Below are 26,198 nucleotides of genomic sequence, written 5' to 3'. Positions count from 1 at the left end.
GGAGCCGATGTCGGAGACAATCGAAGGGGAACGCACCAAGCCCCAGCCCGCCGATGACGTGGCGCGCGAGGTCGATCTGCCGTGGTGCGAGCCCAAGCCCAGCCACGAGGATGTCCGCGCCCCCGATCTGACCCGCGAGATCATGGCGCATCCGAATTACTTGCAGGCCGATGAGGATGTCGATTTCCTCAACCGCGACGACATGCGCGGCGCGCGCCTGCAGCTCGATTACCAGAAGGCCGAGACGCTGCTGCGCGAACAGGGCATCGCCCATTCGATCGTGGTCTTCGGCGGCACCCGGATCCCCGAACCGCAAGGCGCGCATGAGAAGCTGGCAGAGATGGAGGCCCGAAGCGCGGCCGATCCGGGCAATGACGATCTGACGCGACGCGTCGAGATTGCCAGACGCGTCGCCGCGAAAAGTCGCTATTACGACGTCGCCCGCGAATTTGGCCGGATCGTCGGTGCGCGCGAGGGCCCGCATGGCAACCGGCTGGTGATCGTCACCGGCGGCGGGCCGGGGATGATGGAGGCCGCCAATCGCGGCGCCTATGATGCGGGCGCGCGCACGGTGGGGCTCAATATTACGCTCCCGCACGAGCAATTCCCCAACCCCTACATCACGCCCGGCCTGTGTTTCCGCTTCCGCTATTTCGCCCTGCGCAAGCTTCATTTCCTGATGCGCGCGCGGGCGCTCGTGGTGTTTCCGGGCGGCTATGGCACGCTCGACGAACTGTTCGAGACGCTCACGCTGATCCAGACCCGCAAGATCCGCCCGCTGCCGGTGATCCTTGTCGGGCGCGAGTATTGGAGCCGGGTCTTCGATCCGGATTTCCTTGTGGAGGAGGGGGTGATCGACCCCGAGGACCGCGACCTGTTCTGGTATGCCGAAAGCGCCGAGGAGATCTGGGAGGATATCGGGCGTTGGTATGCGCAGTTCGGTCGCAATATCGACGAACCAATGGGAGGAGAGGATGAAGATTTCATTTCACGGTGCCGCGCATGAGGTGACGGGCTCCTGCCATCTCGTCGAATGCGCGGGGCGCAAGATCCTGATCGATTGCGGCATGTTCCAGGGCCGCTCGGAACTGGTCGAAGACAATGCCGCGAAATTCGGCTTCGAGCCCTCAGAGATCGACATGGTGTTGCTGACCCATGCCCATCTCGATCACTGCGGGCGGCTCCCGCTTCTGGTCAAGCGCGGCTTCAAGGGCGAGATCATCGCGACCTCGGCCACGCGCGATCTGGCGCGACTGGTGATGCTCGACGCGGCGCATCTGCAAGAGGAAGAGGCGCGCCGTCATCACCGCCATGGGCGGCGCGGCGGGTCGCGTGAGGCGCTTTACGACACGATGGATGCGCTCGACGCGGTCGATCGGTTCGGGCGCAACGCGACTTATCGCAAGACGCTCTCGCTGTTCGACGGGATCGAGGCGACCTTTTTCGACGCGGGCCATATCCTCGGCTCGGCCTCGATCCGGCTTGACCTGACCGAGCATGGCCGCAGCCGAAAGGTTCTGTTCTCGGGCGATCTGGGCCCCGACAATCGTCCGCTTCTCAACGATGCCGACCCGCCGGAGGATGCAGATATCGTGGTGATGGAAACCACCTATGGCGAGCGTGACCATCGCGGGCTCGAGGCCTCGATCGCGGAATTCCTCGCCGCGATCCGCGCGACCACGGGGCGGGGCGGCAATGTCATCATCCCGACCTTCGCGCTGGAGCGTGCGCAGGAGTTGCTGTGGTTCCTGCGCGAGGGGATGGCCTCGGGCGAGATCGAGAAATCGCTGCGGGTGTTCCTCGACTCTCCGATGGCGATCTCCGCGACCCGGATCTTCGCGCGCCATGACGAGGCGCTGCGCCCGGAACTGGCCAATATCATCCACAAGGGGCGCGACCCGTTCCAGCTGCCCGAGCTGCATTTCACCCGCGAGACGCAGGATTCGATCGCACTCAACGAGATCCGCTCGGGCGCGGTCATCATGGCGGGTTCGGGGATGTGCACGGGCGGGCGCGTGCGCCACCACCTGCGCCACAATCTCGCGCGGCAAGAAAGTGCTGTGATCTTCGTGGGCTATGCCGCCGAAGGGACGCTGGCGCGGATCATCGTGGACGGGGCGAAACATGTGAAACTCTTCGGCGAGGAGATCCCGGTGCGTGCGCAGATCCACACGATCAACGGCTTTTCCGCCCATGCCGACCAGAGCGATCTGAAACGCTGGCTGGCCCGCACCCGCCACCCGGAAAAAATCTTCCTCGTGCATGGCGAGAAAAAGTCGATGGAAGCCTTCGCGGAAGGGCTCGACCCGGCGAAAGTGGTGATGCCCGAGCTGCATCAGAGCTTCGAGCTCTAGCCGCGCTCACAGCCCCGGCAGGTCGATCGCGACGGCCGCGTGATCGCTTGCATGGGGGCGGTGGCGGCCGATGCCGGGCAGGTGCTCGCCCTGATAGCGGGCGGCCTCGGTGCCCAAGCCCTTGCGCAGGATACGCGGCGCCGCATCGGGGTAGCGCGCGGCGAGCGCGCGCGAGGCGAGCAGCACATCGGGGCAATGGTAACGCGCCGAATGGGGGTCGTAATAGGTCCAGCGTTCGGGCCGGGGCATCCGCGCCATCAGATCCACGCTGAACCCGTGTTCAAGCGGCGCCGTCGCGCGGGGCAGAGGTAGCTCGGAGTCGTCGGGTTCGTTGAGATCGCCAAGGATCAGCCAGAGCGCTTCGGCCGGATTGTCGAAGTGCTGCTCGATCAGCGCCCGCGTCGCCAGCGCCTCGAGGTGCCGGGTGCGCCAGGCGGCGGCCTCGTCGGGGTAGGGCGATTTGAAATGCGTGATGAACAGCGTCAGCGCGCCCACTTCGACCATCAGGCAATCGCGCCGGAAGATCGGCATCTCGGGATCGACGCCCTCGGGCAGCTCTAGGCCCAGATCGCCCGGCGTCAGCGCGGCGTGACTGCGCACCGCTCCCAGCTTCCGGCGCGACAGCACCGCCAAATCGAGCCCGCGCCCGTCATTGCCCGGCAGGCAGACCCGCTCGGGGTAAGGCCGCGTGCCGGTGGGCAGCAGGTAGCGCGCGTGGAAGTGCTCCAGGGTCGCGAGGTCGAACACCTCTTGCAGCGCGACCAGATCGGCGTCGATCCCGGCGAGCAGATCGGCCGTCAACCGCCGGTCGATCGGATCGAGGCGCGGGTCCTCGGGGTCGTCGCTGTCCCAAGCCCCATGCAGCCGCCCTAGCTCCCGGTTCGGTAGCAGGCGCATGTTTTGGGTGTTGAGGCTCGCGATCCGCATCTTGGCGTCAGCATCGCATGGGCGGGGCGGTTTGGAACAGCGCGAATGCGTCCGTTGATCCTCCCCCAATGAAGCTGTCCGCCGTTATGTTTAGAAAAACGGAGGATCAGAATGGCTACGAAGCGACACAAGCCGGAAGAGATTGCCACGAAGCTGCGGTGATCACGGGGGCAACGCCTTGCAAGAGCTTGAGCGCGAGGCAGCGGGGCGCATCTTCGACACGCAGGTCGCTCGGATCGGTGAACATCGCCCGAACCGCGCTTTGGATCGTCTCCGGCGATGCGGACAGCGCAATGGCATTATCACCGGATTTCTACATTTTGGCCTTGCCGTCGACACCGGGCAACCGGCCTGACTTGGGGAGGATTGCCCTAGCCTCGGCCAGCACGGCGCAACCTGTCACTGCGTTGATGCGCCGCGCCTTCTCGGGATCATGGGCGTTGTGGGTTAACGCGTGCCAAATGGCCCTTCCCCTATTTGTCGCGCGAGATTAGCTGCTGGATGAGTGTTGGCGGGGCGTTTTTGCGTGCTTTTGTTTCTGCCCCATTTGGGTCAAATGCTGTTTGTAAGATTCATGAAAAGCTCTAACTATTGCGCTCGTTCAGAAAACCCAATCTGCATTGGACCGATTAAGTGAATTCGCAAGACGCTTTGATGCCGGGAGCACGCGGCGCCGAGGACCAAACTGCTCCTGACGCTGGCTACAAGGCCTTGATGGAGTTGATCGATGACGGGTTCTGCGTCATCCAGTTCATCGACGGTCCCAGAGGACCACTCAGCGATTACGTCCATATCGAAGCCAATTCCGGTTACGAGAGGCATACCGGGATTGACGGCATTGTCGGCAAGACCGTTTTCGATGTCGCTCCGCAAGATGGGGACGAGTGGGTGAAAATCTACGGCGAAGTGCTCAGAACCGGGGAGCCTCTGAGGTTCGAGCGCGAATTCGTTGAGGTCGGGCGGCACATCGAGGTCTCTGCGAGGCGGGTGGAGCCCGCAAGCAAAGCTCAGGTCGCGGTTCTCTTTCGCGATATCACCGATCGCAAACAGAAGGAGCGCGAGCTACGCGAAAGCCAGCGGCGCGCGGAAAAGAACGCGCGTCACGTCGCGCGAGCGCTCTCGGCCGGGGCGATCCTGGGCACTTGGGTCTGGTATCTCGACAGCGAAACCTTCGACCTCGATGACGACTTTTCCCGCAGCATGGGGCTCGACCCCGCGCGGGCTGTCGAAGGCCTGACCATCGAGCAGATTGTCGTAAACGTGCACGAGGACGACAAGCCGGGTCTGATGGCGGCGATCCAACGCGCGACGCAGCAGACGTCGCCTTACGCGCATCAGTTCCGTGTCCGGCGGGCCGACGGGCGCTATCACTGGGTCGAAGCCAACGGCCGGATGGAATCGCAAACACCGCGCATTTTCGCAGGCGTTCTGATGGATCTCGATGATCGGCGCGCCATTCTCGAGGAGCGCGACAAGGCGGCCGCGGCGCTGTCTCAGCTGAATGAGACTCTGGAGCAGCGCGTCGAAGAGCAGACCGCGAAACTGATGCAGCAGGAGGAGAAACTCCGGCAGGCCCAGAAAATGGAGGCCGTGGGGCAATTGACCGGCGGTCTCGCTCACGACTTCAACAATCTCCTCACCGCGATTTCGGGATCCCTCGAATTCGTCGCGAAGCGCCTTGAAGATGGGCGTCCCGAGGAAATCCTGCGTTATCTGGAAGCCGCGCAATCGTCGACCGAACGTGCCGCAGGCGTCACCCAGCGCTTGCTTTCCTTCTCGCGTCAGCAGTCGCTCATGCCCAAGCCCACCGACGTCCCCCAGCTGGTGCACGGTATGGAGGACCTGTTGCGGCACACGATCGGGCCGCACATCTTGATCAGAACGGAGCACAGCGCAGCGCCTTGGCCCGCGATGGTCGATCCGAACCAGCTCGAGAGTGCGCTGCTAAATCTTTGCATCAATTCGCGCGATGCCATGCCCGACGGTGGCACGATCACGATCAGCACGGCCAACGAAGTCATACAAGATGGACATTCGGAACTTCAGCCCGGTAACTACCTGCGCCTTTCCGTGCGTGACACCGGAACGGGGATGTCCGCAGAAGAGATATCGAAAGCGTTCGATCCTTATTTTACCACCAAGCCCAGCGGTAAAGGCACCGGCTTGGGCCTCTCGATGGTCTATGGGTTTGCGCGGCAAAGCGGCGGATGCGCTACGATCGAAGCCGATTGCGGTGTGGGAACGACAGTGAACATCTTTCTGCCGCGCTCTACGGCGGCGATCGAGTTCCCCACTGCGCAGCGTCCGGTGGCAGAGGCTCCGGACGCGAGCGCCGATCACTCGATCCTCGTGGTCGATGACGAAGTCATCGTGCGCTTCGTCGTGGTGGAGGCCTTGGAAGAGGCAGGGTTCACTGTCTACGAAGCCGGGAACGCGGCTGACGGCCTCGCGTTGCTGCACGAACAGCCGGGGGTGTCGGTTCTGCTGACGGATATCGGCTTGCCCGGCGGGATGACGGGTCGTGAACTCGCATCCCGGGCGAAAGAGTCCCGCGAAGACCTGAAAATCATATTCATGACCGGATATGACGAAGAAGCCGCGACAGGGCCGGCTCAGGTCGACGCCGAAGTCCTTTTGAAACCGTTTGATTTCGACGAGATGGTGCATCGCGTGAAGAGGCTCTCTGGGCTCAGCTGAGTGATGCGGTTCGTCACGAACGGTGTTCGGCGCATTCGCTTTTGCGATTTCGAGTGACAGGGACGTCGGTTCCATTGACCGGTTTGCAAGATCGCAGTGCCCGTGGACGTCGACGATCAGGGGCTTGTCCTCGGCGCAAGATTGAAGACCATGCGTTGACTTTGCCGCAGCTAATTGGCTTACCTGTTTTATTCATAAGAACGGGAGTTCCTGCACATGCCGCAGACAGCGACGGCAAATATCCTGACCATACTCGAAACTGATTTCTCAGGAGTCGTCGAGGAGTGGCTTGGCACTCAGGTGAAAGAGGGCGTGAAACGCTCTGACCTGTTCTCCGACTCCGAGAGTCGTGCGCAGAACCAGGAACTTCTGAAAGCCTTCACCAAGGGTATCCGTGCCGGCGTCGTAAACGAAGAGTTCAGTCTGGACGACGACGAGTGGGAAGACCTGCGTGCCGTCCTCGCAGACGTCAGCAAGGAGCGCGTCGGCCGTGGCGTCACGCCGACCGAGATGGCGACATTCGTGCTCGCCCTCAAAGCTCCGCTTTTCAAGCGGCTCGAGGCGATGACGGATGTCGAAAGCGGGAAGCTTATCAGCGACGTGCTGATGGTGACCCGTCTCGTCGATGCCTTCGCGATCTACACCAACGAAATCTTCATCGGCGAGCGCGACCAGATCATAGAGCGCCAACGTCAGGAAATGCTCGAGCTGTCGACCCCGGTGGTCGAACTCTGGGATCGCGTTCTCACGCTGCCGCTGATCGGCACTCTGGATTCCGCCCGGGCGCAGGAGGTCATGGAGAACCTGTTGCAGACCATTCTCGAGCGGCAGGCCGAGGTGGTGATCATGGACATTACCGGTGTCGGCACGGTCGATACGCAGGTGGCGCAGCACCTTTTGCGCGCTGCGGCCGCCGTGCGCCTGATGGGCGCGGAATGCATCATCAGCGGCATCAGCCCGATGATCGCGCAGACCATGGTGCAGCTCGGCATCGACGTGGGCACCGTGTCCACCCGGTCCAGCATCCGCACGGCCCTGGCCGATGCATTGCAGAAGGTCGGCTACGTCATCAAAACCAGCGAGGTCTCCTGACGTGTCGGGTGTGACGTCCATAAACCTGGTCGAGAACGCGCTTCTGGTCTCCATTCAGGACGACGTCACCGATACGGAAATCGTGGAACTGCAGGACACGCTCTCCAACCGGATCGCCAAGGAAAACGTCAAGGGCGTGATCCTCGACATCAGTTCGCTGGAGATCGTCGATACCTTCGTCGGCCGCGTCATTGCCCAGCTCGCTGGCATTTCCAAGCTGCTGGCCGCGGAAACCTACGTTGTCGGGATGCGTCCAGCGGTTGCGGTGACCTTGGTCGAACTGGGGATGTATCTGCCCGAGACCCGCACGGCGCTCAGCCTGACCCATGCACTTACCCAGTTGCGGCGTGCCTGATCCAAACGAAACATCCAGCAGACCCGCCGTCGCGGAGATAACGCTTGCGACCAGCCGCGATGTGGTCGCTGCGCGTCAGGCCGTCGCTCGAATTCTCAAGGAGCGCGGGCTGTCGGCGGTGCGGATCACCCGTTTTGCGACGGCTGTGAGCGAAATCACTCGCAACGCAATCGTGCACGGAGGCGGCGGCAAGATTTCAATTTATCTCGACGACCGTTCCGAGTATCTGCGCGTCGAATGCCGCGACGAGGGGCCGGGAATCGAAAACGTAACGCTGGCCATGTCCGACGGTTACACGACCGCGGGAGGCCTCGGCAGAGGGCTCGGCGGCGCCAAGCGCCTTTCACACGGGTTCGAGGTCCGCTCTGCCCCCGGCAAGGGCACAACCGTTTCCATGAGCGTGAAGCTATGAACCAGTGGGTGGAAATTGATGATCGCAGTGCCGTGGCAGTCGTTCGGCGGCTCGCGCGGCGCCATGGGGTCGCGATCGGTCTTCCCGAGACACGCGTCGGCGAACTCGCGATCGTGGCTACGGAGGCCGCGACCAACATGCTGCGCTACGCAGAGCGCGGGCGAGCCCTGATCGAACTTGTGCGCCAGCCCGGTGCCGACGTCATCAACATGATCTTCACGGATCGAGGGCCGGGGATCTCGGATATCGACCGGATGTTCCAAGATGGCGAAAGCTCGACTGACTCCGCCGGTCTCGGGCTCGGGGCGATCGTGCGCCTCTCGGATACGTTCGACATTTTCAGTTCGCCCGACACCGGAACGACGATCGTATGCACCTTCGGCGGGAAAAGCGGCGGTGCTGATTGCGGCGTCGAAGCGGTGGGGCTGCGTGTTTGCCACCCGAACGAAGACACCTGCGGCGACGACTTTCAGATCCGGCAGACCCCGCGGGCGACCGATGTGTTGCTCTGCGACGGCCTTGGGCATGGCCCCGCCGCCGCCGAAGCCGCCAGCGAGGTGATCGCAGCTGCAGGCGCCGCGGGCGGGCTTTCATCGGAGCCAGGTAAGCTGATGCGCCAGATTACCGAGCGGCTGGTCGGTCGACGCGGGGCGGTGGTAGCTCTGATGCATGTCGCACAGCCGCAGATGGAGCTACGTTACGCGGCGCTTGGCAATATCTCGACCTTGCTGATCGGCGCGAAGGGTATCAGGCGGCTGGCGGTGCGCGACGGTCGCATCGGTGGCGCGGCGACTCATGGCTACGAGGAAGCCGTGCAGCTGGAGGCGGGGGACATGGTGATCCTGCATAGCGACGGTTTGAAAACCCTGCGGGAGGCGCATTTTCCGCCCGGATTGCTGAAGAAAAGCCCGCTGTTGATCGCCGGATTTCTTCTGGATCGCGCGTTCCGCGGGCGCGATGATGCGAGCATCGTCGTCATGCGCATAAACCGGGGAGGCGACCAGTTACCATGGCAAAACTCACCACCGTGACCCTTGAGAAGAGCGCCGACGTGGCCCGGCTGCGCGATGTCGCCATGACGCTCACCAACGTCCTGCAATTCGGCGCGTTCGAGCGCACACGGGCCATCACCGCCGTCGTCGAACTCGGTCGCAATGCAATCGAACATGGGCAGAAGGGACGCGCGACCTTCTCGCTCACCGAGGTGGAGGGCAAACCGGCACTCGGGCTTCTCGTGACCGACCAGGGGCGCGGCATCCCGAAGGAGAAACTTCAGCCGGATGGGGCGCCGTCCTCCTCGACGGGGATGGGGCTGGGACTGCGCGGCGTGCAGCGCATCGCAACGCGTTTCGATGTCGAGACCGGTCACGAAGGAACTCGGATCGAGGCGGTTTTCCGCTCGTCGGCAAATCTGTCGGCGGATGCCCGGCTCATCGATCAGGCGACAGAAGCGCTAAACGATCTCAGCATGAAGGACCCGACAGCGGCCCTCAGCGAACAGAACCGCGAACTCTCGGAGGGGATCACCGAACGCGACCTGCTGATGCAGGAGCTACACCACCGGACCGGCAATAACCTCGCGCTCATCGCCGCGCTCATTCGTATGAGCAAGTCGCGGGCCCAACAACCGGAGACCCAGCAGGTTCTGACCGAACTCGAAGTCCGTGTCGGGGCGCTCTCCAAGGCCCACGAATTGATGCAGCGCGGGAAGGAGACCGGAAAGGTGGATCTCGCGCAGATGGCTGCCGAAGTCGCGAGAACTTCGGAGCGTGCGTTCAGCGGCGAAAGCCTCGACGCCAATATCGAGGTGACCTGCGCAGAGCTGATGCTCGACAGCAAGCTCGCCATCGACATTGGGCTCATCATCGGAGAGCTCATCACCAATGCGTTCAAATATGCCTTTACCGGCAGGGAGAGCGGAACCATTCGCGTCGACGTCTCCGGCGACCTGCAAAGCGGGATCGCCTTGGTCGTCTCTGACAACGGCATCGGCTTGCCGTCGGATGCGGAGCGCCCGGAACGGTCGAATTCACTCGGCTGGCGCCTGATCCGGACCCTGACGTTCCAGCATGACGCGACGCTGACCGTGGACGGCTCCGACGGGCTGCGCGTCTGTATCAAGTTTCCGGCACAAAGCTAAATTTCGGCTCTGATCGTCTTCAGGAATACGCCTGCTTCCCGATGATCAGGATCGTGCGACGATTTCAAGTAAGATGCCGTCGCGCAGATCACGGAGAGGGTCTACCCGGTCAGAGAGGTGGCCGAGCGCTTGGGCGTGAGCCAATGCTCCCTCTGCTCCTGGAAGAAGAAGTTCTAGAAAGCGTCGGCTAGCGACACGGAGACGGATGCCGAGATCTGTCGGCTGAAGAAGGAACTGGCACGGGTCTCGGAGGAGCGCGACATCTTAAAAATGGTCCCCGCTTATTTCGCCTGGAATGCAAAGTGAGATACGCGTTCGCGGCCGAGCATCGCGGGCAGTTCGTCGTCAGAGCCATGTGCCGCGGCCTTCGTCGGTCCGTGCCGCGTTTGTGCCTTTGGGACGCCGGAAAAAAGAAAGCCCAGAGCGAACTCTAGGCTTTTCTCTTTGAAATCAGTCTCTTGCGAGAGATTTGGCTCCGGCGGTAGGGATCGAACCTACGACCAATTGATTAACAGTCAACTGCTCTACCGCTGAGCTACGCCGGAACATGTGAGGGTGTATATGAATCTCGAATTGGGATGTCCAGAGGGTTCTGGCGAAAAAATTCAGGCTTTCGTCACGTCAGCGAAAATAGCGCCTCCGGGCGCAGGTCGGGCGCGGCGATGACTTCGTTTTGTACCGACATTTCAACGAGATGGGCGAATACATTCCGTTCGGCGGCTGGCAGGAGGGCTGCGGGCACGTCAGTGTATATCGCGCGGGTGAGCGTCTGCGGGGTGGCGGGGCGCTCTGCCAAGGCGCTTCGGATCTGCGCGGTGCGGGCGTCGCGATGTGCGCGCTGACTCGCGATCAGCGTTTGCGGATCGGTCACCGGCTCGCCATGGCCCGGATAGAGAATGCGCGGGCGGAGTGCCTCGATGCGCGCGAGGGAGCGATAGTAGTCGCCCAGATCTCCGTCGGGCGGTGAGATCAGCGTCGAGGACCAGCCCATCACCACATCGCCGGTCAGAAGCGCATCGCCCATCGCGAAGCTCAGATGGTTGCAGAAATGGCCGGGCGTATGCAGCGCCGTGAGCGACCAGTCGCCATGGCTCAGCGTCTCGCCATCCTCGATAAGGATGTCGGGGTCGAACGCGTGATCGACCCCTTCGCCGCCGCCGGCATGGCCGCGCGCTGCAAGTTCCGCCATCACAGGCGCGCGCCCGGCCTCGGGCGGGCCGAAAGCGAGGATGGGCGCGCCCGTGGCCTCGGCCAAGAGCCGCGCGCCGGGGGAATGGTCGAGATGCGCATGGGTCACGAGGATATGGCTGACGCGCTCTCCGGAGGCGAGCGCGTCGAGCAGCGCCTGCAGATGGGCGGGATCGGCGGGGCCGGGATCGACCACCGCGACCTCGCCTGTGCCAATGACATAGGTGCAGGTGCCGGTATAAGTCATGGGGGATGGGTTCGGAGCCACGATCCGACGCAAGCCGGGCTGCAATTCTTCCATCTTTCCCTCCGTCGCGGCCATCGCTAGGGTTCTGGCATGAATTTTCGCTGGCTGAAACAGATGATGCCGCGCGGGCTTTATGGGCGGGCCGCGTTGATCCTGATTCTGCCGGTGGTGACGATCCAGCTGGTGGTATCCGTCGTCTTCATCCAGCGCCATTTCGAACGTGTCACCCAGCAGATGACCGAAGGGATGGTGCGCGAGATCGCGCTGCTCGATCAGGTCGCGACCAATGCGCCGACGGCCGAGGTTGCGCGCGAGCGGCTCGACGTGCTCGACAAGACACTGAACTTCACCTCGCAATTCCCGGCGCCGACGGATATTGCGTCGCAGCGGGGCGATACGCGCAACTTCTTCGATCTCACCGGGATCGTGGTGATCTCGACCCTGCGCACCAATCTGTCGCAGATTCGCTCGATCGTTCTCGACAACACCACCAACTCCGTGCGGGTGGTGCAGGAGACGCCGAACGGGCCGCTGGCGGTGACCTTCGCGCGCAGCCGGGTATCGGCGTCGAATCCCCACCAATTGCTCGTTCTGATGGTCTTTGTTTCCATTCTGATGACGCTGATCGCCTATATCTTCCTGCGCAATCAGCTGCGCCCGATCCGCAGGCTGAGCCATGCGGCGGAGGAATTCGGCAAGGGGCGCAACCTGAATTACCGCGTCTCGGGGGCGACGGAGGTGCGCGCCGCGGGCCGCGCCTTTCTCGACATGCGCAACCGGATCGAGCGGCAGATCGAGCAGCGCACGCTGATGCTCTCGGGTGTCAGCCACGATCTGCGCACACCGCTCACGCGTCTGCGGCTCGGGCTGTCGATGATGGAGGAGACGGACGAGGTCCGCGCGATGGAGCGCGACGTCGAGGAGATGGGTCGCCTTGTCGATGCCTTCCTCGATTTTTCGCGCGACGGCGCCTCGCATGGCGAGCCGGAGACGCTGCCGATCTGCGGCTTCGTCGAAGGCGTGGTGGAAGACATGCGGCGGATGGGCCGCGACGTGACGCTCGTCGATTGCGACACGGAGGAGGAGGCGACTTTCCGTCCCGATGCGCTCAAACGCGCGCTGGCAAACCTGATCGGCAATGCGGTCCGCTACGGCACCCGCGCCGAGATTAGCGTCTCGATCGCGCGCACGGGATGGCGAATCGCGGTGCATGACGACGGCCCTGGCATCCCGCCCGAACGCCGCGAAGAGGCGATCCTGCCCTTCACGCGGCTCGATCCGGCGCGCAATCAGGATCGCGGGCAGGGGGTGGGCCTTGGCCTCTCGATCACCGCTGACATCCTGCGGCGCCATGGCGGATCGCTGAAACTCGGGCGATCCGAACGGCTTGGCGGCTTGATGGCCGAGATGATCCTGCCGCGGTGAGCGGCTACACGGTCGATCACGCGCGCGCACGAACCGCTCACGGCAGCGAGATCGCCTCTTGCGGCCTGTCCCGGGGCCACGCATTGTGACGGATGAGTGACATGGCCTAGTTGAATGGACGCTTCGCGGCTCCTAGATATTGGGTCGAACAGGGGAGGGACGTGGTCGCCGAAAACGGGGCCGGACCCTCCTGCCAAGAGAGGAACGCCGATGACCGAATTTAGCTCTGTCACCCATCCGGTCCTGCCGTTGCGCGATATCGTGGTTTTCCCCCACATGATCGTGCCGCTCTTCGTCGGGCGCGAGAAATCCGTGCGCGCACTCGAAGAGGTGATGGCGGATGACCGTCAGATCTTGCTCGCGAGCCAGATCGACCCGTCGCAAGACGACCCTGACACGGACGGGATTTTCCGCGTTGGCGTGCTCGCCAACGTCCTGCAACTGCTGAAACTGCCCGATGGCACCGTGAAGGTTCTGGTCGAGGGCAAGAGCCGCGTGCGCATCAGCGAGTTCGTCGAGAATGACGACTACTTTGAAGCGAATGCCGAGCCGCTGATCGAAACCGAGGGCGACGTGGAGACGATCCGCGCGCTGCTGCGTTCGGTCGCCGAGGAATTCGAGCGCTACGCGAAGATCAAGAAGAACATCCCCGAAGAGGCGCTCTCGGCCGTGGCCGACGCGACCGAAGCGGACAAGCTGGCCGATCTCGTCTCGGGCCATCTGGGGCTGGAAGTGGCCCAGAAGCAGGAGCTTCTGGAAACGCTCGACGTCTCCGAGCGGCTGGAGCGGGTCTACGGGCTCATGCAGGGTGAGGTCTCGGTTCTCCAGGTGGAGAAAAAGATCAAGTCCCGTGTGAAAACGCAGATGGAGAAGACCCAGCGCGAGTACTACCTGAATGAGCAGATGAAGGCCATTCAGAAGGAACTCGGCGATGGCGAAGACGGCCAGAACGAGATCCTCGAGCTGGAAGAGCGCATCGAGAACACGAAGCTTTCCAAAGAGGCCAAGGAAAAGGCCGAGGCCGAGCTGAAGAAGCTCAAGTCGATGTCGCCGATGTCGGCGGAAGCCACCGTCGTGCGCAACTATCTCGACTGGATGCTGTCGATCCCGTGGGGCACCAAATCCCGCGTGAAGAAAGACCTCAGCAAGGCGGAGGCCGTGCTTGATGCCGATCACTACGGGCTCGAGAAGGTCAAGGAACGCATCGTTGAGTATCTCGCCGTGCAGGCGCGCTCGGCCAAGCTGAAAGGCCCGATCATGTGCCTCGTGGGTCCCCCCGGCGTGGGTAAGACCTCGCTCGGCCGGTCTGTCGCCAAGGCAACGGGGCGCGAATTCATCCGCATCTCGCTTGGCGGCGTGCGCGACGAATCCGAGATCCGCGGCCACCGTCGGACCTATATCGGCTCGATGCCCGGCAAGATCATTCAGGCGCTGAAGAAGGCGAAAACCACGAACCCGCTGATCCTGCTCGACGAGATCGACAAGATGGGTCAGGACTTCCGTGGCGACCCGGCTTCGGCCATGCTTGAAGTGCTCGACCCCGAGCAGAACGCGACCTTCGTGGACCACTATCTCGAAGTGGAATACGACCTCTCGAACGTGATGTTTCTGACGACGGCGAACTCCTACAACATGCCGGGCCCGCTTCTGGACCGGATGGAGATCATCCCGCTCGCGGGCTACACCGAGGACGAGAAGGCCGAGATCGCCAAGCAGCACCTGATCCCGAAGCAGATCAAGGGTCACGGGCTCAAGAAGAACGAGTTCGAACTGACCGATGGCGCGCTGACCGACGTGATCCGCTACTACACCCGCGAGGCGGGCGTGCGGAACCTCGAGCGCGATATCGCGAAGCTCGCCCGGAAAGCGGTGACCGAGATCATCAAGTCGAAGGGTCAGATCAAGCACATCACCGTCGATGAGGCGAAGGTGGGCGAATATCTGGGCGTCAAGAAGCACCGCTACGGTCTGGCCGAGAAGGAAGATCAGGTGGGCGTCGTGACCGGCCTCGCCTGGACCTCCGTGGGCGGCGACTTGCTGCAGATCGAAGCTCTGCGCCTGCCGGGTAAAGGCCGGATGAAGACCACCGGTAAGCTGGGCGACGTGATGAAGGAATCGATCGACGCGGCATCCAGTTACGTCCGCTCGGTCGCGCCGCAATTCGGCATCAAGCCGCCGCGCTTCGAGAAGTGGGACATCCACGTCCACGTGCCGGATGGCGCGACGCCGAAAGACGGGCCCTCTGCGGGTCTGGCGATGGTGACCTCCATCGTCTCGGTGTTGACCGGAATCCCGGTGCGCAAGGATATCGCCATGACCGGCGAGGTCAGCTTGCGTGGCAACGCGATGCCGATCGGTGGCTTGAAAGAGAAACTGCTCGCGGCACTGCGTGGTGGGATCAAGACGGTGTTCATCCCCGAGGAGAATGAAAAAGACCTCGCGGATATCCCCGACAACGTGAAGGAAGGGCTGGAGATCGTTCCAGTCACTCACGTTCGCGAAGTCCTCGCCCGCGCGCTGGTGCGTCAGCCCGAGCCGGTCGATTGGGACGAAGAGGCCGAAGAGGCGGCAGCCGCCGCCGCAGCCGCGGCCAAATCGGACGCACAGGGCGCAACCGCGCACTGATCGGCTTTGGATTGAAAACGAAAACGCCCGTCGCATATCGCGGCGGGCGTTTTTGCATCTGAAGGCATTTGCACGTAACCTCCTTTTATTCCGGTCAAAAAAGGAGCCGCCATGGCCAAGAGCCAGAAGCCGAAATCGACCCGCAAGCCCCCCGCCGCGACACCTCCGGCCTCCGCCGCGACGCTCACGCCGGCAGCTCCTGATCCGGGGGCCGAGGCGAAGGCGCTCGTGCGCAAGAGAAGCTTCGTGGATCGGGTGATGGTCGAGGCCGGCGTGAAGCGCGGCGAGGCGAAGGCCATGTCGGAAGCGGTCCTCAAGGTTCTGGGCGAGGCGCTCTCGGAAGGCGAGGAACTCAGCATCCCGCCGCTCGGCAAGCTGAAGATCAACCGCCAGTTCGAAAAGAACGGCGACGAGATCCTCGTGGTCAAGCTGCGCCGCCCTTCGGGCATGCTGGAGGCCGTCGCGGCAGAGGCGGATGGCGCCGTGCAGGCCGAGGACGACGCCTTGGAAAGCGAGGTCGAAAACCGGGGCTGAGATTTCGTCGAAAACCCTCTTGCGGAGCCAGAAGCGGGGCGCTAAAAGCCCGCCACGGAGGGCGATTAGCTCAGCGGTAGAGCGCATCGTTCACATCGATGATGTCGGGGGTTCAAATCCCTCATCGCCCACCATTTTCCTACGAAGGCGCGTCTTGAACAGACGCGCCTTCGTCGTTTTCCGGTTAGTTTTCTGCGCCCCGCGGCGTCAGATTATGGGCCAGACAGCACGCCAGAGAAGCGCCCGAGGCGCGAGACGCGGAGGATGCGATGACCGACACGATGCCGATGAACGAAACGACCCCCGACGAGGGGCTGCGCGTCTCCGATTGTCCGGACTGGCTCTATCTGCTGCGGGAATTCGACACGCTCTACCGTCATGGCTCGGCGGGCGGCAGTCGCCTCATCCGCAGCCACCGCAAACGGGTGCGCGACACGCTCTCGCAGATCATCGACACCAATCCCCCGGTGACGCCGCGCCAGCCGCAGCCGAAACCGGTGACCGCGCATCTGTCGCGGGCACTCGATCTGGGCGAGCGCGGTGCGGTGGCGGGCATGGCGCGGGCGCTGTCGCGTGTCGCGAGCCAGCTGACATGGGAATATGGCTACGAGAAAGTGCCGAAGGCGCTGGCACGCAAATATGCCTATTGCGAGGTGCTGGGCCCGCGCGGTCCGGTGGCTTCGGATCGGCTGGTGCTGGGATTCGTCCTGTTCGCGCCGCGCACGACCTATCCGCAGCACAGCCATAAGGAGATCGAGGAAAGCTATATCTCGGTCGCGGGCCCGTGGTCGGAAAATGACACTGCGGTGCATGCGCCGGGGTCGCTGATCCTGAACCGACCCGATCACGAACACCGCATCACCACGGCCGATCTCGATCCTTGCCTGCTTGCCTATGCCTGGGTCGGGCCGGAAGCGCGGCTGACCGCGCCGGGGATGAAACTTTCCTCGACCCGCAAGGCGCGGATGCGCGAAGGCGTCTGAGCCCTTGATCCCCGCGCAAGGCGGAGCTAGAGGAAGGGGCGGGGGCGGTTAGCTCAGTTGGTAGAGCGCTTCGTTTACACCGAAGATGTCGGGGGTTCGAGCCCCTCACCGCCCACCATTGTTTTCAATAACTTACGCAGATTTTACGAAGTGCGCCTTGGTTCGATAAACCTATCGAACTCAAGAATCGCTGCAGCGTTCGCTAGGTGTTCCGGCATGAACCGCGCATATGTCTTGTATGTAATCGCCGTGTTCGAGTGTCCGAGGTATTGCGCGACGGCCTCGATGGGCTGGCCTGCCGATAGCATACGCACCGCGACTGTGTGGCGAATCTGGTGAATGTTCACATCGGAAAGGCCTGCACGCTCAAGCGCAGCTGCATAGCCCTTCCGGATAGATCTGACGGGCTTTCCGGCCCATTCCACAACAGTATCGGTAAGGCGCGCCTGAAAGGCAGTCTCCAGCGCAGCGCGGGCCATTCTGTTCATTGGGACTACGGCGCGGCCTTTGCGCGTTACGCCATCCGGCAAACGTAGGTCAATCACGCCGCGATCGAAGTCAACGCGCGCCCATGTCAGGTCTAGGATCGCACCGACGCGCGCTCCAGTGGCCAGCAGTAGGATAACGGCAAGTCTGATGTGTGGGGCGGTGCAGCCATCTAGCAGGGCAGTGATCTGCTGATCGCTGAGCGGTCGAACATCACTGGATGGCTTTGGCGGCTGCTCGATGTGCGGGGCCTGATCTATCAGGCGGATTTTTGCAGCCCATCTGAGCGCCGATCGAAGGTGGCCAAGCTCAGTATGGACTGTGCCTATCTTACGGCCTTCCGCTAGGCGCTTTGTGCTATAGGAGCGGCAATCTTGGATGGTGATCTGTTCCGGCCGGAAGCTGCCGAACTCTGGCAGGATCGCTTTCCCAGTGTAGCGCATCGTCGTGGCGGTTGGCTTGTCACCCAAGTGGTTGAGATATGCATCCCATATCTGCGCCACAGTTGCCCCAGCACGTGGGGCCATCTCTTTCAGATATCGGTCTCGGCCTTCGGCTTCTGCTTCCGCTCTGGTGCGTGCCTTAAGCTGATAACGGCGGCGCTTTCCGGTCGCTGTCTCATCCCAGTAGACGCAGAATCCTCCGCGCAGGCGTCCGATACTGATTGTTGACATTCATAGTCCTCGATGGCGTTTTGCGTGATTCTGATCATGCGCCCGACGCGAAAGCCACGCAATTCTCCGCGTTTTACCATTTTCCGGACGGTCTCGGCGCTGCATTTCCAGCGCTCGGCAACCATTTCTGGGGTCATGGCGCGGCGCGTATCTTTGAATCTGTCATGCTGTCCCATCAGTTCCTCCTTTAAGCTTGAGACCAGCTTTTTTAATCCACTGCTCGACTGGCTTCTTCAGCGCCTCGCGCGCAGCCTTTGGCGATTTCGCCGGGCGCCAGTCCCATGTCCAGGCTGGGCGCAGGTGACTGGCCAATGCGCTGGATCGACCATCGAACATCACGCGGCCAACCTCGATTTCTCCAAGCATCGCGACCTCGATCTGTGCGCCGGGATAGGTTCCGATGAAAGTGATGGGTATGATGGCATAATTGTCCTCCTTTAGTGGGTTAGCTGGACTGACGCCGGGCGCGCAGGATGCGACCTAGCTCCATCATCGAAATTTCGACGGCGCCGGCTTCGACTGCCAGCCTCCGCTTTGTGAGCGCGATATCGAAATGCTCTCGCGTGGTGCCGCTTTTCTGCAGCCACTTTCGCTGGATGCCGATTTGATCGGCCATCGCTAGCAGTTCCTCGGTGCTGTCCGCGATCATGTGGCACATCTTCATTCGCCCGAAGCGGGCTCGCATGTGGTCGACGTAGACGCTCACTTCTTCGCCTCCCGCGCCGCCTGCTCGAGGCGCGCGATCCCGAGCAGAGTCGGCTTCAGCTCGTTCGGCGCGCTGTCGTAGTGTACGCCCTTCTTTGCCCCGGCGAGGCGGGGGAGCATCGACCGCGACACCAGGGCCCAGTTCTCCGGGGCTGTGTTCTGCTTGTCGCCATCCAGACACTTGAGCGCGTGGCCCGCCGGGATCGGCCCGTTGACGGCTTCCCAGTTGATCAGGTGAACCGCGCGCCATCGCTTCTGGAGAGGCAGGTCGTCGTTGACTTTCCGCTCGAGGTAGCCATCCTTCGAGACCCGCTCGGTTCCGATCGGCTGATAGAGGCGAACGGCCACGCCGCGGCGCTCACCGCGCTTGAACCAGCCCTTCTCTGAGCCAGGTGCGCAGAAGCCCTTCATGCCTTTGTTGTGCGTCTCGTGGCCGCGCTTGAACTGCCCGGTGCGGCCGGTGAGCCAGCCCCGCCGCTTGCACAACGAATGATAGTTCGCGAGGGAAACGTCTTCGCGATCGAACTTCTCGACAAACAGCGCGTGCGCCTCGCGCCGGATCATCGACTTATGCGCCTCGATCCACGCAAGCTCCTCGTCGCTGTAGCTGATCCGCTCACCTACATCTTGGTCGATGAGACGCACGTGCTCGCGAGCAAGCACAAGGCACCGGACATCTTCATCGAGTTGCGCGGCGGTCTCGCCTCGCGGCCTGAAGGTTTTATGCTGCAGATCACGACGCAGTCGAAGGATCGGCCGACCGGACAGTTCGAGAAGGAGCTGCAGCGGGCCAGAGATGTGCGCGACGGGAAGCTCGACCTGCCTGTGCTGGCAGTTCTCTATGAGCTGCCGAAGAAGATGATCGAAGCGGAAGCATGGCGCGACCAGAAGACTTGGGGGTTGGTAAATCCGAACCTGGAGCGGTCTGTATCGCTCGACTATCTGCGCGACAAGATGATCGAGGCCGAAAGCGACGGGCCGGAAGCGCTCGCGCTGTTCGCCTCGCAGCACTTGAACGTGCAGATCGGGATCGGTCTCGGCAGCGGCCGCTGGGTCGGCGCTGATTACTGGGAGAAGGCCGGGCGCGACATGTCGCTCGACGATGTGATTGAGACGTCCGAGGTCTGCGTCGTCGGGATCGACGGCGGCGGTCTCGATGATCTTCTTGGCCTGTCGGTGGTTGGCCGGCATTCGGAAACGAAGAAATGGCAGCATTGGGGGCGCGCCTGGGCGGATCGCGATGTACTGCGGCTGCGCCAAGTCATCGCGCCGGAACTGACGAAACTAGAGCAAATCGGTCAGCTGACGCTCGTCGACAATATCGAGGACGAAGCGAACCCGCAGATCGTCGAGATCTGCATGCGGTTGCGCGAGGCGGGGCTATTGCCGGAGGAGCGCGGGATCGGGATGGACCCGGAAGGGGGCGGCTCGATCATTGACGCTCTGGTCGAGGCAGACTTCGAGATGTCGATGATCTGCCCGATCAGCCAAGGCTACAAGCTGAACGCGGCGATCAAGACTGCACCGGTCAAGCTGAAGAATGGAACATTCGTTCACTGCAACCAGCGTCTCATGACGTGGTGCGTAACAGTCTAATTGCTTTTGAAAGTGCGCCAATTCCTCTCAATTCTAGCGACAAGATTACTGCTGCTCACGGGCTTGGAGTGGCACCGTCATTAGTTACATACTCCCTTGTATGCACTAGCGATAATTCCGGGTTTTCTGTCGGTGATCGCATATACGATATGTTCTATGAGAAGGATTTTGGGAACGATATTTCGACAACTACTTGGGGTAGCGCGACTGAGTGCGGGTTCTCTATAGATGCTACAGTCGGAATATTCTGCGCAGGCAAAAACGGTGGCTCGTCAGCTAGTCTAAATCGGGCTAGCTGGAGTATTATCTTGCGGGCGTGGGTCTAATGGCCCGTCTCTGGAACATCGCCTTCGGCCCGCGTCCCTCACCGTGGAACCTTCCCGCCTATCTGATCTGGGCGATATTTGGGAACGTCGAGGATGGCCCCTATGGCTGGCTTCCGCGCGACGCGTCGAAGCCTGATCCGAACTGGAGCGCGACATGGGCATGGTGGACACGCAACCCACTGCATAATCTTACGCACCGCACGCTGGCTGTCCCTTTCAAGCGACAGCGCGTTCTGATTGGTCGAGTGAGCAACCCGCCTGCGTTCTGGCCTGATGGTCATGTCCTTCTGGCGATCAATGGCCTGCCCTTCTTTGCTGTCCAGTTCACCCGCTGGGAAGCCTACGCCGGGTTCCGCCCGAAGGTGGTGGATGATCGCCTTGTCGGCGTCTTCGGTCTCGCGCTGCGCGGTCGGCGCTAACACACCCCACAACCTGACGACCACGACCCCGCCCAACAGGCGGGCTTTTTTATGCCGAAAGGGGGGCGGACGTGACGCCTGAAGAGCATGAAATGATCCGGGAACTGCGCTCGGAGATGGCCGAGCTGCGTGACGAGGTTTCGGCGCTGAACCGGGCGCTTTTGCTGCCGGAGCCAGATGGCACCCCGCCGTTCCTGCAGCGCGCCGCCAGGGTGGTCAACGCGGCTGAGAGCGGGTCATGGGGCATCAAGTGGTCGGTCCGCATCTTCCTCGCTCTCGGAGCGATCCTCGCCACGGTGAGCACGATCAAGGGGAGCATCTGGAAATGAGGAAAACGAAACCTTGGACGCTCGTCGACAAGATCGGCGGGCTCGCTCTCCTGGCATGCATTCTCGTCGGCTGCACGGTCGGCGCGATCTACTTTTGGCGCGCTCTCTGGCCCGCCTCACGCTGGTACGTCCTCAGCGAGGTGAAGGTCGATGACGCAGACTTCGGCGATCAGATCCGCGTGACGCCGAGCCGGGTGATCTTGCGCGACTTCAACGGGCGATATGTCACCACGGTGCGATCTTTCCCGGAAAATGAGGTGATGTGCTCAGGCGGTGAAGATGTGCCCTACCGAGCCGGTGCCGCGCTGCGCGAGTCCATCGATCTCGACTGGTGGACTGCCGGCGCCATGCCGCCCTGCATGCAGCAGCTGATCCCCGGACAATACGTCCTGACGACCTGCGTCTTCGTGAAGACAGGCATCCCGCTCGTCGGAGAGCGCGGTGAGTGCATCGATTCCAACATCTTCGAGGTGACCCAATGATGATTCCTGAGTGGAAGCTGATCGCGCAGCGCGCCTGGTCGTTCCTGTTCTCGATCGCGAACGCGATCTTTCTCGCCGCGGCTGCCGGGTGGGAGACGTTCGCGCCCGAGGATCTGCACCTCAAGACGTCGACCTACCTCATGGTCGGCGCGATGCTGGCGGCCGTCACCGGCGGCTCGCGTCTCATCCAGCAGCAGAAGCTGGCCGAGGCGATCGCGGCGTACCTGACAGAGCAGGGTGGGGCGATCAGCAAGAAGGCGGCAGCGGCGATCATGGCGGCCGTGCTGGCGTTCGGCGTGCCTCTCACGGCGAAGTGGGAGGGCAAGGAGAATACGGCCTATCGTGATGTGATCGGCGTCATGACTGTCTGCTATGGCGAGACGCGTGGCGTGAAGGCTGGCGACGCCTACACCGACGCCGAATGCACGGCCATGCTCCAGGGCCGATGGGCCGAGTTCTACACCGGAATGCTCAGGATTGCGCCGCCGATGCGGCAGGCTCCTGTCGAGGTGCAGGCAGCGGTCACGAGCTGGGCCTATAACGTTGGCCTCGGGAATGCCGCTAAATCGACGCTTGCGAAGAAGCTGCGCGCCCGCGACTGGCGCGGAGCCTGCAACGAGCTGCCGAAGTGGACGCGATCGGGCGGGCGCTTCCTGCAGGGGCTGCTGAACCGGCGGCTCGATGAGCGCAAGCTCTGCCTGTCGGGGCTGCACTGATGGCGCGCATTGGTAAGAAGCTGCGCAGCCTTGAGGGCGGTATGGTCGCGTTCATGTGCCCAGGTTGCAGGACGATGCATCATGTGACGGTCGACGGTTCGCGTGGTTGGACATGGAACAGAGATGCTGATGCGCCGACCTTTGCGCCATCTGTTCTGGTCCAAGGTACTGTCCCGATCACCGAAGAAGAAGAACATGACCTGATCATAGCGGGCGAAAAGGTCGATACTAAGCTACTTCGCTGCCACTCCTTTGTGCGCGATGGTCGTATCCAGTTCCTGAGCGACTGCACCCATGAATTGGCGGGGCAAACTGTCGACCTGCCGGACCTGGAGACCGTGCCATGATCTGGTTTGCGAAAAACTGGCGGCTCTTAGCGGTCGCTGGTTACGCCGTGGCGCTTGTTCTGGGCGGCTGGATCACGCGCGGCGTCTATGACCGATCGCTGCAAGCCTCTGCGCTCAAGAGCCAGATCGAGGCGCAGAACAAGGCTCAGGCTAAGGCAACCGCCACCAACACCGCCAACTCCACCGCAGAGGTCGCGCGCCTCACTGCACAGGCCGCAGATTACGCGCTGGGGCGCAAACTAGAGGATCAGGCATATGCTGACACGTCAAATGGCTGCGGCCTGTCTGCTGGCCGTATTGAGCGGTTGCGGCAGCAATGAACAGGCGGGATCGATTGCGCCAGTTATCCCGCCGTCGCTGCTGGTGCCTTGCTCTGCGCCGGTAGCGATCCCTCCGGGGGCAATGAGTGAGCGTGATGTGGAGCTTGGTTGGGGCAGGGACCGCGCCGCGCTGCGGGCTTGTGGAGGGCAGGTGGCAGCGCTGGTAGGTATGATCTGACCGCCATTTTGGTAACAGAATTCAGGCAGGAACTGGAGGCCCAAACTCTGCAAGCAATGCAGAAATTGCAACATCATTTCCATTCTCTGTACCGTCACCAAGATTGACGGAACGCAGGTTCACTTGTTGCGATCCTGGCCATTCTACAATTCTCGTCTTAGGGCCAATGTGACGTACGATGCTGCCTTGTTTGCGCGCCATCCAGTAGAACCAAAGATCGTCTGCGGTCGGGCAAAGGGCCATGAATTTGTCGCGGTCCGTCGCGGATTGGTGCAGAGAACCTGGTGGATAAAGGGCACCAGCGCCCCCGGTTGCGAAGATGTCGTCTCCCTCGACCGCGCCCTCAATATTCTTTGCCCAATCGCGGTAGGGACGAATTTCGCCCTCAGACGTATATGCTATGCGATGTGCTCGGTGTGCAGCGATACGGCGAGGATGCTTGCGCACAGTTTTCACCATCTGCTCTAGCCAGTCTGCGGGATAGTGCAGGTCATCATCCGCCGTAGCGATATAGCGGTGCGGGTCTTCGATCAGCGCTGGCACGAGTTTTTTGTAGGATCGCAGATCATCACAGGGTGCAATGCTTAGGCCCTGAGATTTCATGTCCAGGATCTCTTGCGGAAGCGCAGGAATATCACTGACTGCACACCAAAGGACCACATTGTCGGGCTGTATGGTCTGGTTTAACAGGCAACGCAGAGTATGAACGAGCTGCGGAAAACGGGGCGGAAAACTGGTAAGAGAAACGACAAGGGGAGCGTCTAGCTCATGCGCACGGGGTATGACATGACGCGTTTCGATCTCGCGCAGGTTCGCGTGTACCCGTTTTTTCAATTTATAGCGGCGCAGCCAGTCGGACAGGCTCATCTGCGTTGCTCCGGAGCTTGCCAAAGAGATTTGAGCCAGCTGACATCCCCGATCCGGCGATACCATTTTCCGCCTTTTCCGTTCAGCGCATCGTCCATTTTGGGTGAACCCGCGAAGACCACGATTTTCGCACCTTTGGGCAAGGATGGGTCGGCAACGTAGCTTTTGAAACCTTTCGGCACACAATGGTTTTTGAAACTGACGCACCACTCTTTTGGCCAATAGGCGAGGTGGCCGTTTTTGGCTAGCTGGGCGCTTTGGAATTGCTGACTGATTTCGTAGCGCGACGTAGCGGCGACAGGATCTGCAAGGAATGCATCAAGAATGTAGCTATGCGCCCCGATTTCGTACCGAAAGACAGACGAGTTGCCGACCGAATGCAGGAACTGATCTCGTGATGGATTGATCTTGCGCAGCGGCTTGGCGCGGAACAGATCGTCATCCCGAATGATATAGAATTCACCTTCAAGATCGAACATCGGCCCCAAATCGTCGACGATGACAAGATCAAGGTCAAGGAACAGTGCTGTTCCTTCTAGCCCTGCGAGATCCTTACGAAATAGCGCGAGTTTGCGCCAGCGCGTGTCGCCATGGCTCTCAGATACGCCAAGGTTGGGAAGGGGGAGCGCTTCGATCTCGGGATCGAGGCCGCTGGTGTCATCTGTAAAACAGATGAACCGGTGCGGTCGTTGCAGGTGCTGCCGTACCCCACGTGCCAGGTTGTTCACGTAGTGGGGGCCATAGAGATCTCCCCACTTCATCGTCAGGATTAAAAGAGGGGCGATCATCTTTCTCCTTTTTCACGGCCAACGCGGACGGAGATACGTCTTCTGAACTTGGCACCGAGACCGGTTGTGCCGGGGACATTTGGTCTAAATTTCGCTTTTGTGAGTTTATCGCGCCCTTCATGAAGATGCGATGGTTGCCCCGAACCGGGTGCATGATGGCGCGCCAGTCTCGGTGCGGCGATCCATGCATTGAGATGGTAAAGCGACATTGGCCAATCTGCCAAAGCCCGAACTGGCGTTGTGGCTGACAAAAGACGTCGGGCTGTTCCCTTCGCAACGCTGTAGGCCGAGGCCATAGTCGGCTGAGTGGCGCATTTGTGGAGTGTACCCGATTGCATTTGGCGCACCCTGAAAGGCAGTGCGCGACCAAAGGCGTGATCCAACAAGATCATCGGTGCTTTTTCGAAATCGCCTGAGCGAACAAATTTCGCGAAATCATCCATAAGAATGGCATCATCTTCAAGGATGATACCTCCGGGTAGGTCTCGTTCAACGATGTAGCTATAGATTAACCTGTGGGAGAGGGCGCAGGCATACTCGCCATCGCTTAGTTCGCGACCCGTAATGGCGGGCGTTCCTTCGCGATCAATCATCTTCTCGCATTCAGGTGGAAGCCCTTTGCGACCGTCGATGCCGAACACAAGCTCATAAGGCAGCCCAAGGGCGTCAAGCCGTTCCAGCAGCGGTCCGCGACGTTCGTCGTCTCCGGAAAGTGTTAGAACAAAGATTGGAAAGGCAGCTATCATTGGGGCATTCCGCGCAAATATTTATGAATCGGGTATCAACAGGATTGAGGGAACTCAACTCCTTTCTGCTGGCTGATCTTCGGCATGCTTGGTCTTCCGAAAGCATGGGGATGCGGTTCTGAGTGGCGTGGATACGGGCGTTTCGGGTCGCACATTACTGAGGTGATCTGATCCCCGGAAACTGGACCGTTTGAAGCTGGAGTTTTCCGCTACGCTTCCTTGGCTGGAAGAGGAGTGGAG

The 26,198-nt window shown here is 61.6% G+C and carries 29 protein-coding genes, 3 tRNA genes and 1 pseudogene; 22 read left to right on the top strand and 11 right to left on the bottom strand.

Annotated features, from left to right (window positions below; genetic code table 11):
* Positions 1-7 precede the first annotated feature (7 nt).
* A complete protein-coding gene (locus B6V72_RS11370) occupies positions 8-1,006 on the top strand; it encodes an LOG family protein (RefSeq protein WP_088735606.1) in 999 nt (332 codons plus the stop codon).
* Entirely contained in the window at positions 975-2,354 is a 1,380-nt protein-coding gene (locus B6V72_RS11365) for an MBL fold metallo-hydrolase (protein ID WP_088735605.1), read from the top strand. Before B6V72_RS11370 ends, B6V72_RS11365 begins: the two co-directional genes overlap by 32 nt.
* Before the next feature lie 6 nt (positions 2,355-2,360).
* Here B6V72_RS11365 and B6V72_RS11360 read toward each other — a convergent pair whose 3' ends face one another.
* Positions 2,361-3,281: an endonuclease/exonuclease/phosphatase family protein gene (locus B6V72_RS11360; RefSeq protein WP_088735604.1), complete on the bottom strand. Its 921-nt coding sequence runs from the start codon at positions 3,279-3,281 to the stop codon at positions 2,361-2,363.
* 654 nt (positions 3,282-3,935) lie between these two features.
* On the opposite strand from B6V72_RS11360, the gene B6V72_RS11350 reads away from it, so the two are divergent.
* From B6V72_RS11350 to B6V72_RS19000, 7 genes and pseudogenes are all read left to right on the top strand, one after another.
* Entirely contained in the window at positions 3,936-5,978 is a 2,043-nt protein-coding gene (locus tag B6V72_RS11350) for an ATP-binding protein (protein ID WP_088735603.1), read from the top strand.
* A 216-nt stretch (positions 5,979-6,194) separates the two neighbouring features.
* Positions 6,195-7,070 carry an STAS domain-containing protein gene (locus B6V72_RS11345; RefSeq protein ID WP_075774712.1) on the top strand — a complete coding sequence of 292 codons (876 nt, stop codon included), beginning with the start codon at positions 6,195-6,197 and terminating at the stop codon, positions 7,068-7,070.
* Positions 7,071-7,080: 10 nt separating this feature from the next.
* Positions 7,081-7,425 (top strand): STAS domain-containing protein, encoded by a 345-nt coding sequence (locus B6V72_RS11340; RefSeq protein ID WP_232621759.1) that lies wholly within the window; start codon positions 7,081-7,083, stop codon positions 7,423-7,425.
* On the top strand, positions 7,418-7,837 hold the full coding sequence (locus B6V72_RS11335; protein WP_240497022.1) for an ATP-binding protein: 420 nt from the start codon (positions 7,418-7,420) through the stop codon (positions 7,835-7,837). The genes B6V72_RS11340 and B6V72_RS11335 overlap by 8 nt, the downstream gene beginning before the upstream one ends.
* Positions 7,838-7,845: 8 nt before the next feature.
* Entirely contained in the window at positions 7,846-8,868 is a 1,023-nt protein-coding gene (locus B6V72_RS11330) for an ATP-binding SpoIIE family protein phosphatase (RefSeq protein ID WP_168173042.1), read from the top strand.
* Positions 8,847-9,977, top strand: a complete 1,131-nt coding sequence (locus B6V72_RS11325) for an ATP-binding protein (protein ID WP_088735601.1) — start codon at positions 8,847-8,849, stop codon at positions 9,975-9,977. The genes B6V72_RS11330 and B6V72_RS11325 overlap by 22 nt, the downstream gene beginning before the upstream one ends.
* 87 nt (positions 9,978-10,064) lie before the next feature.
* A pseudogene (locus B6V72_RS19000) lies at positions 10,065-10,348 on the top strand (transposase); the annotation flags it as partial.
* A 99-nt stretch (positions 10,349-10,447) separates the two neighbouring features.
* Here B6V72_RS19000 and B6V72_RS11320 read toward each other — a convergent pair.
* Both B6V72_RS11320 and B6V72_RS11315 read right to left on the bottom strand, forming a co-directional pair.
* Positions 10,448-10,522 (bottom strand) — tRNA-Asn (locus B6V72_RS11320).
* 71 nt (positions 10,523-10,593) lie between these two features.
* Positions 10,594-11,466 (bottom strand): MBL fold metallo-hydrolase, encoded by an 873-nt coding sequence (locus tag B6V72_RS11315; protein ID WP_240497724.1) that lies wholly within the window; start codon positions 11,464-11,466, stop codon positions 10,594-10,596.
* A 36-nt stretch (positions 11,467-11,502) separates the two neighbouring features.
* Here B6V72_RS11315 and B6V72_RS11310 point away from each other — a divergent pair, with 36 nt between their 5' ends.
* The 6 genes from B6V72_RS11310 (at position 11,503) to B6V72_RS11285 (ending at position 17,097) form a co-directional block, all read left to right on the top strand.
* Positions 11,503-12,837 (top strand): ATP-binding protein, encoded by a 1,335-nt coding sequence (locus B6V72_RS11310; protein ID WP_088735599.1) that lies wholly within the window; start codon positions 11,503-11,505, stop codon positions 12,835-12,837.
* A gap of 210 nt (positions 12,838-13,047) precedes the next feature.
* The gene (lon, locus tag B6V72_RS11305; protein WP_075774719.1) at positions 13,048-15,462 is read left to right on the top strand and encodes an endopeptidase La; all 2,415 of its coding nucleotides are present in this window, start codon (positions 13,048-13,050) and stop codon (positions 15,460-15,462) included.
* A 111-nt stretch (positions 15,463-15,573) separates the two neighbouring features.
* The gene (locus tag B6V72_RS11300) at positions 15,574-15,996 is read left to right on the top strand and encodes an HU family DNA-binding protein (protein WP_088735598.1); all 423 of its coding nucleotides are present in this window, start codon (positions 15,574-15,576) and stop codon (positions 15,994-15,996) included.
* A gap of 59 nt (positions 15,997-16,055) precedes the next feature.
* A tRNA-Val gene (locus tag B6V72_RS11295) sits at positions 16,056-16,130 on the top strand.
* A 135-nt stretch (positions 16,131-16,265) separates the two neighbouring features.
* Positions 16,266-16,979, top strand: coding sequence for a dimethylsulfonioproprionate lyase family protein (locus tag B6V72_RS11290; protein ID WP_168173041.1), 714 nt, complete (start codon positions 16,266-16,268; stop codon positions 16,977-16,979).
* Between the two features lie 42 nt (positions 16,980-17,021).
* A tRNA-Val gene (locus B6V72_RS11285) sits at positions 17,022-17,097 on the top strand.
* A 25-nt stretch (positions 17,098-17,122) separates the two neighbouring features.
* Here B6V72_RS11285 and B6V72_RS11280 read toward each other — a convergent pair.
* The 5 genes from B6V72_RS11280 to B6V72_RS11265 all read right to left on the bottom strand — a co-directional run bounded on the left by B6V72_RS11280 (position 17,123) and on the right by B6V72_RS11265 (position 19,489).
* Entirely contained in the window at positions 17,123-17,968 is an 846-nt protein-coding gene (locus B6V72_RS11280) for a tyrosine-type recombinase/integrase (RefSeq protein ID WP_088735763.1), read from the bottom strand.
* Between the two features lie 29 nt (positions 17,969-17,997).
* Positions 17,998-18,315 carry a helix-turn-helix domain-containing protein gene (locus tag B6V72_RS11275; RefSeq protein ID WP_088735597.1) on the bottom strand — a complete coding sequence of 106 codons (318 nt, stop codon included), beginning with the start codon at positions 18,313-18,315 and terminating at the stop codon, positions 17,998-18,000.
* Positions 18,302-18,505, bottom strand: coding sequence for a hypothetical protein (locus B6V72_RS18995; RefSeq protein WP_146696200.1), 204 nt, complete (start codon positions 18,503-18,505; stop codon positions 18,302-18,304). Before B6V72_RS18995 ends, B6V72_RS11275 begins: the two co-directional genes overlap by 14 nt.
* A gap of 79 nt (positions 18,506-18,584) precedes the next feature.
* Positions 18,585-18,845: a DUF4031 domain-containing protein gene (locus tag B6V72_RS11270; RefSeq protein WP_088735596.1), complete on the bottom strand. Its 261-nt coding sequence runs from the start codon at positions 18,843-18,845 to the stop codon at positions 18,585-18,587.
* Positions 18,842-19,489 (bottom strand): HNH endonuclease signature motif containing protein, encoded by a 648-nt coding sequence (locus tag B6V72_RS11265; protein WP_240497723.1) that lies wholly within the window; start codon positions 19,487-19,489, stop codon positions 18,842-18,844. Before B6V72_RS11265 ends, B6V72_RS11270 begins: the two co-directional genes overlap by 4 nt.
* Here B6V72_RS11265 and B6V72_RS11260 point away from each other — a divergent pair, their 5' ends adjacent.
* From B6V72_RS11260 to B6V72_RS11230, 7 genes are all read left to right on the top strand, one after another.
* The gene (locus B6V72_RS11260; RefSeq protein WP_206185791.1) at positions 19,490-20,440 is read left to right on the top strand and encodes a hypothetical protein; all 951 of its coding nucleotides are present in this window, start codon (positions 19,490-19,492) and stop codon (positions 20,438-20,440) included.
* A gap of 325 nt (positions 20,441-20,765) precedes the next feature.
* On the top strand, positions 20,766-21,185 hold the full coding sequence (locus tag B6V72_RS11255; protein ID WP_088735594.1) for a hypothetical protein: 420 nt from the start codon (positions 20,766-20,768) through the stop codon (positions 21,183-21,185).
* A 92-nt stretch (positions 21,186-21,277) separates the two neighbouring features.
* Positions 21,278-21,514, top strand: coding sequence for a hypothetical protein (locus B6V72_RS11250; protein WP_088735593.1), 237 nt, complete (start codon positions 21,278-21,280; stop codon positions 21,512-21,514).
* On the top strand, positions 21,511-21,996 hold the full coding sequence (locus B6V72_RS11245) for a hypothetical protein (protein WP_088735592.1): 486 nt from the start codon (positions 21,511-21,513) through the stop codon (positions 21,994-21,996). Before B6V72_RS11250 ends, B6V72_RS11245 begins: the two co-directional genes overlap by 4 nt.
* Positions 21,993-22,712 carry a lysozyme gene (locus B6V72_RS11240; protein ID WP_088735591.1) on the top strand — a complete coding sequence of 240 codons (720 nt, stop codon included), beginning with the start codon at positions 21,993-21,995 and terminating at the stop codon, positions 22,710-22,712. The genes B6V72_RS11245 and B6V72_RS11240 overlap by 4 nt, the downstream gene beginning before the upstream one ends.
* Positions 22,712-23,059, top strand: a complete 348-nt coding sequence (locus B6V72_RS11235; RefSeq protein ID WP_088735590.1) for a DUF6527 family protein — start codon at positions 22,712-22,714, stop codon at positions 23,057-23,059. Before B6V72_RS11240 ends, B6V72_RS11235 begins: the two co-directional genes overlap by 1 nt.
* The gene (locus B6V72_RS11230) at positions 23,056-23,379 is read left to right on the top strand and encodes a hypothetical protein (RefSeq protein WP_088735589.1); all 324 of its coding nucleotides are present in this window, start codon (positions 23,056-23,058) and stop codon (positions 23,377-23,379) included. The genes B6V72_RS11235 and B6V72_RS11230 overlap by 4 nt, the downstream gene beginning before the upstream one ends.
* A gap of 199 nt (positions 23,380-23,578) precedes the next feature.
* On the opposite strand, the gene B6V72_RS18990 is transcribed toward B6V72_RS11230, so the two are convergent.
* Genes B6V72_RS18990 through B6V72_RS11220 form a run of 3 tightly spaced genes read right to left on the bottom strand, consistent with a single transcriptional unit; the run spans position 23,579 to position 25,958 of the window.
* Positions 23,579-24,424, bottom strand: coding sequence for a glycosyltransferase family 2 protein (locus B6V72_RS18990; RefSeq protein ID WP_146696199.1), 846 nt, complete (start codon positions 24,422-24,424; stop codon positions 23,579-23,581).
* Complete coding sequence (locus B6V72_RS11225) at positions 24,421-25,212, bottom strand: hypothetical protein (protein ID WP_088735588.1); 792 nt, start codon at positions 25,210-25,212, stop codon at positions 24,421-24,423. The genes B6V72_RS18990 and B6V72_RS11225 overlap by 4 nt, the downstream gene beginning before the upstream one ends.
* A complete protein-coding gene (locus B6V72_RS11220) occupies positions 25,209-25,958 on the bottom strand; it encodes a glycosyltransferase family 25 protein (RefSeq protein ID WP_088735587.1) in 750 nt (249 codons plus the stop codon). The genes B6V72_RS11225 and B6V72_RS11220 overlap by 4 nt, the downstream gene beginning before the upstream one ends.
* Positions 25,959-26,198 lie beyond the last annotated feature (240 nt).

It is taken from the genome of Thioclava sp. F34-6, assembly GCF_002213235.1.
GTDB classification, from domain to species: domain Bacteria; phylum Pseudomonadota; class Alphaproteobacteria; order Rhodobacterales; family Rhodobacteraceae; genus Thioclava; species Thioclava nitratireducens.
The sequence above is the reverse complement of the archived record's forward strand: the minus strand, read 5'-3'. Positions and strand labels throughout refer to the sequence as shown.

Bases quoted from the DNA above. Each gene is read 5' to 3' on its own strand.
- B6V72_RS11370 (WP_088735606.1), top strand. From the start codon at position 8: ATGTCGGAGACAATCGAAGGGGAACGCACCAAGCCCCAGCCCGCCGAT.
- B6V72_RS11365 (WP_088735605.1), top strand. From the start codon at position 975: ATGAAGATTTCATTTCACGGTGCCGCGCATGAGGTGACGGGCTCCTGC.
- B6V72_RS11360 (WP_088735604.1), bottom strand. From the start codon at position 3,281: ATGCGGATCGCGAGCCTCAACACCCAAAACATGCGCCTGCTACCGAAC.
- B6V72_RS11350 (WP_088735603.1), top strand. From the start codon at position 3,936: ATGCCGGGAGCACGCGGCGCCGAGGACCAAACTGCTCCTGACGCTGGC.
- B6V72_RS11345 (WP_075774712.1), top strand. From the start codon at position 6,195: ATGCCGCAGACAGCGACGGCAAATATCCTGACCATACTCGAAACTGAT.
- B6V72_RS11325 (WP_088735601.1), top strand. From the start codon at position 8,847: ATGGCAAAACTCACCACCGTGACCCTTGAGAAGAGCGCCGACGTGGCC.
- B6V72_RS11315 (WP_240497724.1), bottom strand. From the start codon at position 11,466: ATGGAAGAATTGCAGCCCGGCTTGCGTCGGATCGTGGCTCCGAACCCA.
- B6V72_RS11310 (WP_088735599.1), top strand. From the start codon at position 11,503: ATGAATTTTCGCTGGCTGAAACAGATGATGCCGCGCGGGCTTTATGGG.
- lon (WP_075774719.1), top strand. From the start codon at position 13,048: ATGACCGAATTTAGCTCTGTCACCCATCCGGTCCTGCCGTTGCGCGAT.
- B6V72_RS11300 (WP_088735598.1), top strand. From the start codon at position 15,574: ATGGCCAAGAGCCAGAAGCCGAAATCGACCCGCAAGCCCCCCGCCGCG.
- B6V72_RS11290 (WP_168173041.1), top strand. From the start codon at position 16,266: ATGACCGACACGATGCCGATGAACGAAACGACCCCCGACGAGGGGCTG.
- B6V72_RS11275 (WP_088735597.1), bottom strand. From the start codon at position 18,315: ATGGGACAGCATGACAGATTCAAAGATACGCGCCGCGCCATGACCCCA.
- B6V72_RS18995 (WP_146696200.1), bottom strand. From the start codon at position 18,505: ATGCTTGGAGAAATCGAGGTTGGCCGCGTGATGTTCGATGGTCGATCC.
- B6V72_RS11255 (WP_088735594.1), top strand. From the start codon at position 20,766: ATGGCCCGTCTCTGGAACATCGCCTTCGGCCCGCGTCCCTCACCGTGG.
- B6V72_RS11250 (WP_088735593.1), top strand. From the start codon at position 21,278: ATGATCCGGGAACTGCGCTCGGAGATGGCCGAGCTGCGTGACGAGGTT.
- B6V72_RS11245 (WP_088735592.1), top strand. From the start codon at position 21,511: ATGAGGAAAACGAAACCTTGGACGCTCGTCGACAAGATCGGCGGGCTC.
- B6V72_RS11240 (WP_088735591.1), top strand. From the start codon at position 21,993: ATGATGATTCCTGAGTGGAAGCTGATCGCGCAGCGCGCCTGGTCGTTC.
- B6V72_RS11235 (WP_088735590.1), top strand. From the start codon at position 22,712: ATGGCGCGCATTGGTAAGAAGCTGCGCAGCCTTGAGGGCGGTATGGTC.
- B6V72_RS11230 (WP_088735589.1), top strand. From the start codon at position 23,056: ATGATCTGGTTTGCGAAAAACTGGCGGCTCTTAGCGGTCGCTGGTTAC.
- B6V72_RS18990 (WP_146696199.1), bottom strand. From the start codon at position 24,424: ATGAGCCTGTCCGACTGGCTGCGCCGCTATAAATTGAAAAAACGGGTA.
- B6V72_RS11225 (WP_088735588.1), bottom strand. From the start codon at position 25,212: ATGATCGCCCCTCTTTTAATCCTGACGATGAAGTGGGGAGATCTCTAT.
- B6V72_RS11220 (WP_088735587.1), bottom strand. From the start codon at position 25,958: ATGATAGCTGCCTTTCCAATCTTTGTTCTAACACTTTCCGGAGACGAC.